The organism is Microbacterium sp. Bi128, from assembly GCF_918698205.1.
The window spans coordinates 1-8,459 of record NZ_CAKKMM010000162.1; the positions used below are offsets into that span (position 1 = coordinate 1).

Sequence of the window (8,459 nt, forward strand, 5' to 3'; positions counted from 1 at the left end):
TGTCCGCACCGTACGTGCGGCTCCTGAAAGACGCGTGGGCGTTCGGCCGGGCGCGGGCAGGGCGGCGCGGGTGTCAGTCGCCCGCGGTCATCCACGCGCGGCCGCGGACGCGCAGCCCGAGCGTCGCCGCGCGGGCCAGCATGTACACCCCGAAGAACGCCGCCGCCAACCAGGCCAGGCCCGCGGCCCCGCCGCCGGCGAAGAGCGCGACGAGAACGAGGGCGGGGATGTAGGGCACGAGATTCAGCACCCCCGCAATAGCGAGGTAGCGCGCATCTCCGGCGCCGATGAGCACGCCGTCGAGGACGAAGACGAAAGCGGCGAGGGGCTGCGCGACGGCGAGCACGAGCAGTGCCGGCTGGATCAGCGCGGCGATCTGCGGATCGCCGGTGAAGACCAGACCCAGGACCCCGGATGCCGCCGCCACGAGCCCGCCCACCACGACACCGAACCACAGCCCCCAGGCCACCGTGCGCGAAAGCACGTGGCGCACGCCGAGGGTGTCGCCCGACCCGAGGTGCTTGCCCACGAGCGCCTGGGCGGCGATCGCGAGAGCGTCGAGGGCGAAGGCGGCGGTGGAGAAGATCGTGAACGCGATCTGCCACCCCGCCAGCTCGGCCGAGCCGAGCCCGGTCGCCACCGCGACGGTGGCCAGGAACGCCGCGCGCAGGCTGAGGGTGCGCAGGAACAGCCACCCGCCCGAGCGCGCGGTCCCGCGCAGGCCCCCGACCTCGGGGCGCAGCGATGCCGCATGGCGGCGGGCCAGGCGGGTGGCGATGATCACGTAGGCGCCGACCATGCCCCACTGCGCGACGACGGTTCCGATCGCGGAGCCGGCGATCCCCCAGCCGAAGCCGTAGATGAACAGGGCGTTGAGCAGGGCGTTGACGCCGAAGCCGAGGCCGGCGATCCACAGCGGCGTGACGGTGTCCTGCATGCCGCGCAGGAGCCCCGTCGCGGCGAAGACCACGAGCATGGCGGGCAGTCCCCACATCGAGATCGACAGGTACACGCGGGCGTTCTCGGCGACGTCGGGCGCCGCGCCGAACACGTCGACCAGTGCCGGGGTGGCCAGGACTCCGACCAGCGCGAGGACGGCCCCGATCGTGAGCGCGAACCACATGCCCTCGATGCCCACCGACACCGCGCGGCCGAACTCGCCCGCACCGAACCGCCGCGCCACGGCGGGGGTCGTGGCGTACGCGAGGAACACCATGAGCCCGACCACGGTGTGCAGAACGGCTCCGGCGATGCCGAGTCCGGCCAGCGGCGCCACACCGAGGTGGCCCACCATGGCCCCGTCCACGATGAGGAACAGGGGCTCGGCGATGAGCGCGCCCAACGCCGGGACGGCGAGGCGCAGGATCGCGCGGTTCAGCGTCGCCGGTGCGGGGGTGGTCACCGTCCGAGCCTACGGCGGGCTCCCGACACGGCCGGTCGGTGCGGCATCCGGAGCCTTCACGGATCGCGGGCACTTATCCTGTCTGCATGACCGAGACCCCCCGCTCCGGTCTCGCGCTCGAAGAACTGAGCGACGAGATCCGCCCGCAAGACGACCTGTTCCGTCACGTGAACGGCCGCTGGATGGAGCGCACCGAGATTCCCGACGACAAGGCCCGCTGGGGCAGCTTCCATCTCATCGCCGAGCAGGCCGAGAAGGATGTCCGCACCATCGTGGAGGAGTCGCAGCAGGCCGAGCCGGGCAGCGAAGCCCGCAAGATCGGCGACCTGTTCGCGAGCTTCATGGACACCGACCGCATCGAGGAGGCGGGAGCCGCGCCGCTGGCCGCGCAGCTCGCGCGCGTCGACGCCGTCGAAGACGTGCCCGGCTTCCTCCGTCTCGTCGGCGAGCTCGAGCGCGACGGTGTGAGCGGCCTGCTGACGCTGTTCGTCGAGCCCGACCCGGGCAACCCCACCCGCTACGTTCCGGTGATCTACCAGGGCGGGCTGTCGCTGCCCGACGAGAGCTACTACCGGCTCGAGAACTTCGCCGAGACGCGCACCGCCTACCGCGCGCACGTCGAGCGCATGCTCGCCCTCGCCGGTATCGCCGAGCCCGCGGCATCCGCGGATCGGGTGGTCGCGCTCGAGACCGAGCTCGCCGCCCACCACTGGTCCCGCGAAGACAGTCGCGATGCGGTGAAGACCTACAACCTCCGCGCGTGGGACGAGATGATCGGCCTCGCCGGCATCGATCTGGCGCCGTGGCGGGCCGGCGTGGCCCCCGGTCACGAGGACGCCTTCGGCGAGGTCGTGGTGTACCAGCCGAGCTTCCTCGAGTCCCTCGGCGCGCTGCTCGTCGAGGAGCGTCTCGAGGACTGGAAGGCCTGGCTGCGCTTCGCCGTCGTGCACTCCGCCGCCGCATTCCTGTCCGACGAGTTCGTCGCCGAGAACTTCGCGTTCTACGGCACGCAGCTCACCGGCGTCCCCGTCAACCGCGAGCGGTGGAAGCGCGGCGTCGGCCTGGTCGAGGCCGCCCTCGGCGAAGCGGTGGGCAAGGTGTACGTCGATCGGCACTTCCCGCCCACGGCGAAGGATGCCATGGACGTGCTGGTGCAGAACCTCATCGAGGCGTACCGCGAGTCGATCGAGTCGCTGGAGTGGATGACGCCCGAGACCCGGCAGCACGCGCTCGCCAAGCTCGATGCCTTCACGCCGAAGATCGGCTACCCCGTGAAGTGGAAGGACTACGCGTCGCTCGAGATCGACGCCGCCGACCTGGTCGGCAACGTCCAGCGCGCGCACGTCTGGGAGCACGACCGGCAGGTGGCGAAGGTCGGCGAGCCGATCGACCGCGACGAGTGGTACATGACGCCGCAGACGGTCAACGCGTACTACAACCCGCTCATGAACGAAATCGTGTTCCCCGCGGCGATCCTGCAGTACCCGTTCTTCGACGCCGATCGTGACGCCGCCGCCAACTACGGCGGCATCGGCGCGGTGATCGGCCACGAGATCGGCCATGGGTTCGACGACCAGGGCAGCCGCTTCGACGGCGACGGGTCGTTGCGCGACTGGTGGACGGATGCCGACCGCTCGGCGTTCGAGGAGCGCACGAAGGCGCTCATCGCCCAGTACGAGGCCCTGGTGCCCCAGGGCCTGAGCGAGGAGCACCACGTCAACGGCGCCCTCACGATCGGCGAGAACATCGGCGACCTCGGTGGCCTCGGCATCGCGATCCGCGCCTACCGGCTGTCGCTCGGCGAGGACGAGCCGGCCGACGGTCCCGTGGTCGACGGGTACAGCGGCATCCAGAGACTCCTGCTCAGCTGGGCGCAGATCTGGCAGCAGAAGGGTCGGGATGCCGAGACCATCCGGCTCCTCACGATCGACCCGCACTCGCCGAACGAGTTCCGTTGCAACCAGATCGTGCGTAACATCGACGCGTTCTACGCGGCGTTCGACGTCACCGAGGGTGATGCCCTGTGGCTGGACGCCGACCAGCGCGTCACCATTTGGTGAGGTGGCGTTTGTTGCTCTTCTGACCCGGAAGGAGCCACGCTCGTGGGCATGCCCCCGGTTCCCGAGCCCTCCGTACCCGATCCCGCCGGAGTGCCCGTGGAGTCGTCTCGACGCGACGCCCCGGCCCTCCGAGGGTCGGCGCGCAAAGGACCGCGACGTCTACCCCGGCGCGCCGCCGCGGGACGCCGGTCGTTCACGGCGACGCTCCGCGCCCTCGACGAGCTCGCGGCATCCGGGGCGAAGGTGTCGGTGCGCATCGACGACCTCGACGGCGGTTCGACGGTGCTCGAGGGCGACGACTTCGTCACCCTCCCCGTCGCCGGGCTCGGGGTCGTCCCGCTCCTGATCGAGGTCGCGGCCGCGATCGAGGCGGGGCGCGTCGACGCGCTCGAGATCATCGACCGCGCGAGCGTGCACACCGCGTCGACCGGGGGAGTGTGGCAGCACCTCAAGGCCCCCGCGCTTCCCCTGGCGGACGTGGCGGTGCTCGCGGCATCCGCGGGCGACGCGTGGGCCGTGAACGCGCTGCTGCAGCGCGTGGGCCTGCCGTCCGTCCGCTCGCGCATCGAGCAGCTCGGTCTGCGCCGCACCGCCCTGCTGGACCGTTTCCGCGACGACCGCGGGCCCGACGACGCCCCGCACCTGGCGCTGTCCACGGCGCGCGAGGTGGCGGCCGTGTTCGCCGGGCTGGTCAATTCCACCGTGGTCTCCCCGGGGGTGAGCGCCCAGGTGGCCGAATGGTTGAGCCTGAACCACGACCTGTCGCTCGTGGCATCCGCGACCGGCCTGGACCCGTTCGCGCACGAGAACGATCGCCACGGCCTGCTGTTCGTCAACAAGACCGGACGCTCGGACGGCGTCCGCGCCGAGGCCGGCGTGCTCGGCGGTCCGCGGGCCGGCGTCGCCTACGCCCTCATCGTCAACTTCGACGACCTCTCGATCGCCCACCGCCTCCGGGCGCACGACGCGTTCCGCGTGCTCGGCGTCGAGCTGATGGAGTACGTGTACTGAAGCGGTGCGGCGCGGCGCGGCGCGGGGTGCGGCGCGGGGGCCTGCGTTTCGCCGAGACTGCACCTGACTGACAACTCCACTGCAGCGTGCAGTGGGTTTGTCAGCCGGATGCAGTCTCGCGGTGCCCGGGCGGTTCAGAGCGACAGGTGGGCGCGCAGCGCGGTGTCGGGGGGTTCGACGAGCACCGCGCCGCCGGGCAGTACGACGACCGGCACCTTGCTGCTGCCGCCGAGGGCGGCGGCGCGGGCGGCGTCGGATGCCGATGCCTCGACGTCGACGAAGACGTACGGCACATCCGCGTCCTGCAGCAGAGCGCGGGTGCGAAGCGTGTCGGCACAGTCCTGTCTGCCGTAGACGGTGACCTCGTCGGGGGCGCTCATCGGGCCGTGTACCCGCCGTCGACGGGCAGGGTGACGCCCGTGATCCAGTCGGCCTCGTCGGACGCGAGGAACAGCACCGCGTACGCCACGTCGAGGGGTCGACCGAGTCGGCGGATCGACTGGTGCGCCGTCATCATCTCTTCGTAGGCGGGCATCCCGCCCGGGTACTCGGCGGCGATGCCCTCGACGAGCGGAGTGAGCACCGTCGACGGGTTGACGGCGTTGACCCGGATCCGGTGACGGCCGTAGCTGGCGGCATCCTGCTTCGTCTGCATGTTCACCGCGCCCTTGGCCACGTGGTAGGGCGTGAACTCGTCGTTGCCGAGGATCCCGTAGATCGACGAGAAGTTGACGATCGCGCCCTTTCCGGCCGCGAGGAAGTGCGGGACGGCGGCCTTCGTCGCGAAGAACACGCCCTTCACGTCGACCGCGAACACGGCATCCCACTCCTCCTCGGTCACCTCGTGGGTGGGCTTGTCGGCGCCGATGATTCCGGCGCAGTTGATCAGGACGTCGAGCCCGCCGAACGTCTCGGCGGCCGCATCTATCGCACCGCGGACGTCGGCCTCGTCCGTCACGTCCACCCGGGTGAAGGTCGCCTCGCCACCGGACTTCCGGATGCCGGCGGCCGCCGCCTCGCCGGCCTCGGGCTGCGCGTCCAGGAGCGCGACGCGCGCCCCCTCCGTGGCGAACAGTTCGGCCGTCGCCCGTCCCATTCCCGACGCGGCTCCCGTGATCACCGCGCGTTTGCCCTGCAGTCGTGCCATGGGGAATTCCTTTCGTGACGGCGGGGACGCGCTCGCACGCGTCCCCGCCGGGGTGGGGTGTCAGGCGTCGACGGGCTGTTTGGCGTCGGCACGGTGGAGGAGTGACGCGTAGCCGGACTCCTCGAGCTCGCGGCAGTACCGCTGGTACACCTGGCCGCCGCCCATGTAGACCTGGAACTCTTCCGGCTTGCCGGGGATGTTCTCGCCGAGGAACCAGGCCTTCGCCTTCTTGCCCTCGGTGTACATCACGGTCTGGCGACCGGTCTTCTCGGTCTCGTCGCGCCACCAGTCCTCGGACTCCGGCGTCGCCTCGAAGTACTCGACGCCGTTCTCCTCGGCCCATGCCAGGGCCCGCTGGAGCCACTGCGCGCCCAGCTGGATCGGGACGATGAGGTTCGAGTACGGCGTCTGCGGCCCGAGCGACATGAAGAAGTTCGGGAAGCCGTGCGCGTTGATGCCCAGGTTCGACTTGAGCCCCTCCTCCGCCCACTTCTCGCGCAGCGTGCGACCGCCGCGGCCGACGATGTCGATGTGCGTCAGGGTGCCGGTCATGGCGTCGAAGCCGGTGGCGAAGATCAGGACGTCGAGCTCGTACTCGGTGTCGCCGACCTTCACCCCCTTCTCGGTGATGGCCGTGATGGGCGTTTCGGCGGTGTCGATGAGGTGCACGTGGTCGTGGTTGAAGGTGGCGTAGTAGCCGTGTCCCGTCGGGACGCGCTTGCCGTTGAACGAGTACGTCCGGGGCGAGAGCAGCTCCGCCGTCTCGGGGTCCTGGACGATTTCGGCGATCTTGGTCCGGATGAACTCGGATGCCAGCTCGCTGGCCTCGTGGTTGGTGGCGAGGTCGGTGAAGCACTCGTTGGCGAAGTGGAACCCGCCCTCGTTCCACTTGCTCTCGAAGATGCGGCGCCGTTCCTCTTCGGACACCTCCAGGGCGCTGTGCTCGGCGGGTTCCATCGCGACACCGAAGGGGTGATTGGCGGCCTTCTCGTAGACGAGGTCGTAGTTCTCACGGAGCCAGGCCATGTCCTTCTCCGAGACCTTGTCGTTGTTCGTCTCGACGATGAAGTTCGGTGTGCGCTGGAAGACGAAGAACTCGCCTACCTCTCCCGCGATGACGGGGACGATCTGGATGCCGGACGCGCCCAGGCCGATGAGCCCGACCCGCTTGCCCGACAGATCGACACCTGTGCGCGGCCACTGCGCCGTGTGGTATTTTTCGCCGCGGAAGGTCTCGATGCCGGGGATCTCGGGGAAGATCGGCTGCGAGAGCACGCCCATACCGCTGACCAGGTACTTGGTGGTGAGTGTGTCGCCGCCGACGAGGTGGACCGTCCAGGTGTTGGCATCCTCGTCGTACACGGCCGACTCGACCCGGGTGTTGAGCCGGATGTCGCGGCGGAGATCGAGACGATCGGCGACGAAGTTGAGGTAGGACAGCACCTCCTCGCCCGAGGGGTAGCGCTCGGTCCAGGTCCACTCGTCGCGCACCTCCTTCGAGAACGAGAAGGAGTAGTACGAGTACTCGCTGTCGGTGCGCACACCGGGGTAGCGGTTCACCCACCAGGTGCCGCCGATGCCGTCCTCGCCGTCGACGGCGAGGGTGCGCAGGCCGATCTCGCGGAGGTGGTGGAGCATCGCGAGACCCGAGAAACCGGCGCCGATGACGATGGCGTCGTAGTCGCGGTCGGGGGTGCCGGGGGCAGTGAAGTCGCTCATGGCGGGGGTCCTTTCGGTGGAGAGGGTCATGCCGAGACGTGGGCCGAGCTGGTCGCCCGCACCCACTCGGCGATCAGGCGGATGGAGGTGTCGGCGGGGGCGTGACGTCCCGCCTGGAGGGGCCAGACGTGCTGCTCGCCCGAGACGGTGTCGAAGGTCACGTCGACGCCGTCGCGCTGGGCGCGCTCGGCCAGGCGGACCGCGTCGGAGTACAGCGACTCGGCGTCGCTCGCGGTGATGAACAGCGGCGGGAATCCGGTGAAATCGGCGTAGAGCGGGTTCACCAGCGGGTCGGTGGGGGAAGCGCCACCGGAGAGGTAGCGGTCGATGTTCCCCTGCAGCCCCTCGCGGGCGATCAGGAAGTCGGTGGCGTCGTTGGTCTCGATCGTCTCGCCGGAGTTCTCCATGTCGAGCCACGGCGAGATCGTCGCGACCCGCCCCGGAAGGGCGGCGCCGCGCTGCAGCCGGCGCAGGACGGTCGCGATCGCGATGCTCGCTCCCGCACTGTCGCCGACGGGAGTGATCGCCTCCGCGTCGTACCCGCCCGCGATCAGGCCGTCGATCACGGCGTCGGTGTCGTCGAGTTGCGCGGGGTAGGGGTGCTCCGGCGCGAGGCGGAAGTCGGCGACGAACGCGTACGAACGGGCGGCGCGGGCGAGGTGCCCGGCCATCTTCCGGTGACTGGCGGCGGAGCCGAGGGCGAAGCCGCCGCCGTGCAGGACGAGCAGCATCCGGGTGCTGTCTGCGTTCACCGGCGTGACCAGGATGCCGGGCACACCGCCGATGCTCGTAGAGCGGTACGTGACGTCCTCGGGCTCGGCCGTCGCGCGCTGCCAGTCCTCGAAGACCCATCGCAGGACGGGGAGCGACATGTCGGGGGCGGCGGTGAACTCGACGGTCCACTCGGCGTACATCTCCCCCAGGGGGTCGGTGGGCCTGTTCTCGGCCATCTGCGGATCCTCCTCATCGTGGATTCCAGGTCGGTCCGGGGCGTCGAGAGCCCCGGTGCACCCCAGGATGAACCGCCCTCCGGCCGTCGCGACGGGGTGTCGCAGAATGAGTCACCCGCGTCTCACCGTGACGCGATCAGGCCCCCTCCGCCCGCCGCAGACTGCTGGAC

Annotated in this window: 7 protein-coding genes; 2 read left to right on the forward strand and 5 right to left on the reverse strand. The window is 70.3% G+C overall.

What is annotated here, in order from left to right:
• Window positions 1-73: 73 nt before the first annotated feature.
• Entirely contained in the window at window positions 74-1,402 is a 1,329-nt protein-coding gene (locus LQV45_RS12835) for an MATE family efflux transporter (protein ID WP_230007361.1), read from the reverse strand.
• 86 nt (window positions 1,403-1,488) lie between these two features.
• On the opposite strand from LQV45_RS12835, the gene LQV45_RS12840 reads away from it, so the two are divergent.
• Together LQV45_RS12840 and LQV45_RS12845 are read left to right on the forward strand one after the other, a co-directional pair.
• Entirely contained in the window at window positions 1,489-3,462 is a 1,974-nt protein-coding gene (locus tag LQV45_RS12840; RefSeq protein WP_230007362.1) for a M13 family metallopeptidase, read from the forward strand.
• Window positions 3,463-3,510: 48 nt separating this feature from the next.
• On the forward strand, window positions 3,511-4,473 hold the full coding sequence (locus LQV45_RS12845) for a serine hydrolase (protein ID WP_374208207.1): 963 nt from the start codon (window positions 3,511-3,513) through the stop codon (window positions 4,471-4,473).
• A 134-nt stretch (window positions 4,474-4,607) separates the two neighbouring features.
• Here LQV45_RS12845 and LQV45_RS12850 read toward each other — a convergent pair whose 3' ends face one another.
• From LQV45_RS12850 to LQV45_RS12865, 4 genes are read right to left on the reverse strand one after another with little or no spacing between them, the layout of a single operon-like run.
• Window positions 4,608-4,853, reverse strand: coding sequence for a glutaredoxin domain-containing protein (locus tag LQV45_RS12850; protein ID WP_230007364.1), 246 nt, complete (start codon window positions 4,851-4,853; stop codon window positions 4,608-4,610).
• Window positions 4,850-5,620 (reverse strand): SDR family NAD(P)-dependent oxidoreductase, encoded by a 771-nt coding sequence (locus tag LQV45_RS12855; protein WP_230007365.1) that lies wholly within the window; start codon window positions 5,618-5,620, stop codon window positions 4,850-4,852. Before LQV45_RS12855 ends, LQV45_RS12850 begins: the two co-directional genes overlap by 4 nt.
• Before the next feature lie 60 nt (window positions 5,621-5,680).
• Window positions 5,681-7,339: an NAD(P)/FAD-dependent oxidoreductase gene (locus tag LQV45_RS12860; protein ID WP_230007366.1), complete on the reverse strand. Its 1,659-nt coding sequence runs from the start codon at window positions 7,337-7,339 to the stop codon at window positions 5,681-5,683.
• 26 nt (window positions 7,340-7,365) lie between these two features.
• Window positions 7,366-8,289 (reverse strand): alpha/beta hydrolase fold domain-containing protein, encoded by a 924-nt coding sequence (locus LQV45_RS12865; protein WP_230007367.1) that lies wholly within the window; start codon window positions 8,287-8,289, stop codon window positions 7,366-7,368.
• Between the last annotated feature and the right edge of the window lie 170 nt (window positions 8,290-8,459).

Bases quoted from the DNA above. Each gene is read 5' to 3' on its own strand.
- LQV45_RS12840 (WP_230007362.1), top strand. From the start codon at position 1,489: ATGACCGAGACCCCCCGCTCCGGTCTCGCGCTCGAAGAACTGAGCGAC.
- LQV45_RS12845 (WP_374208207.1), top strand. From the start codon at position 3,511: ATGCCCCCGGTTCCCGAGCCCTCCGTACCCGATCCCGCCGGAGTGCCC.
- LQV45_RS12850 (WP_230007364.1), bottom strand. From the start codon at position 4,853: ATGAGCGCCCCCGACGAGGTCACCGTCTACGGCAGACAGGACTGTGCC.
- LQV45_RS12855 (WP_230007365.1), bottom strand. From the start codon at position 5,620: ATGGCACGACTGCAGGGCAAACGCGCGGTGATCACGGGAGCCGCGTCG.
- LQV45_RS12860 (WP_230007366.1), bottom strand. From the start codon at position 7,339: ATGAGCGACTTCACTGCCCCCGGCACCCCCGACCGCGACTACGACGCC.
- LQV45_RS12865 (WP_230007367.1), bottom strand. From the start codon at position 8,289: ATGGCCGAGAACAGGCCCACCGACCCCCTGGGGGAGATGTACGCCGAG.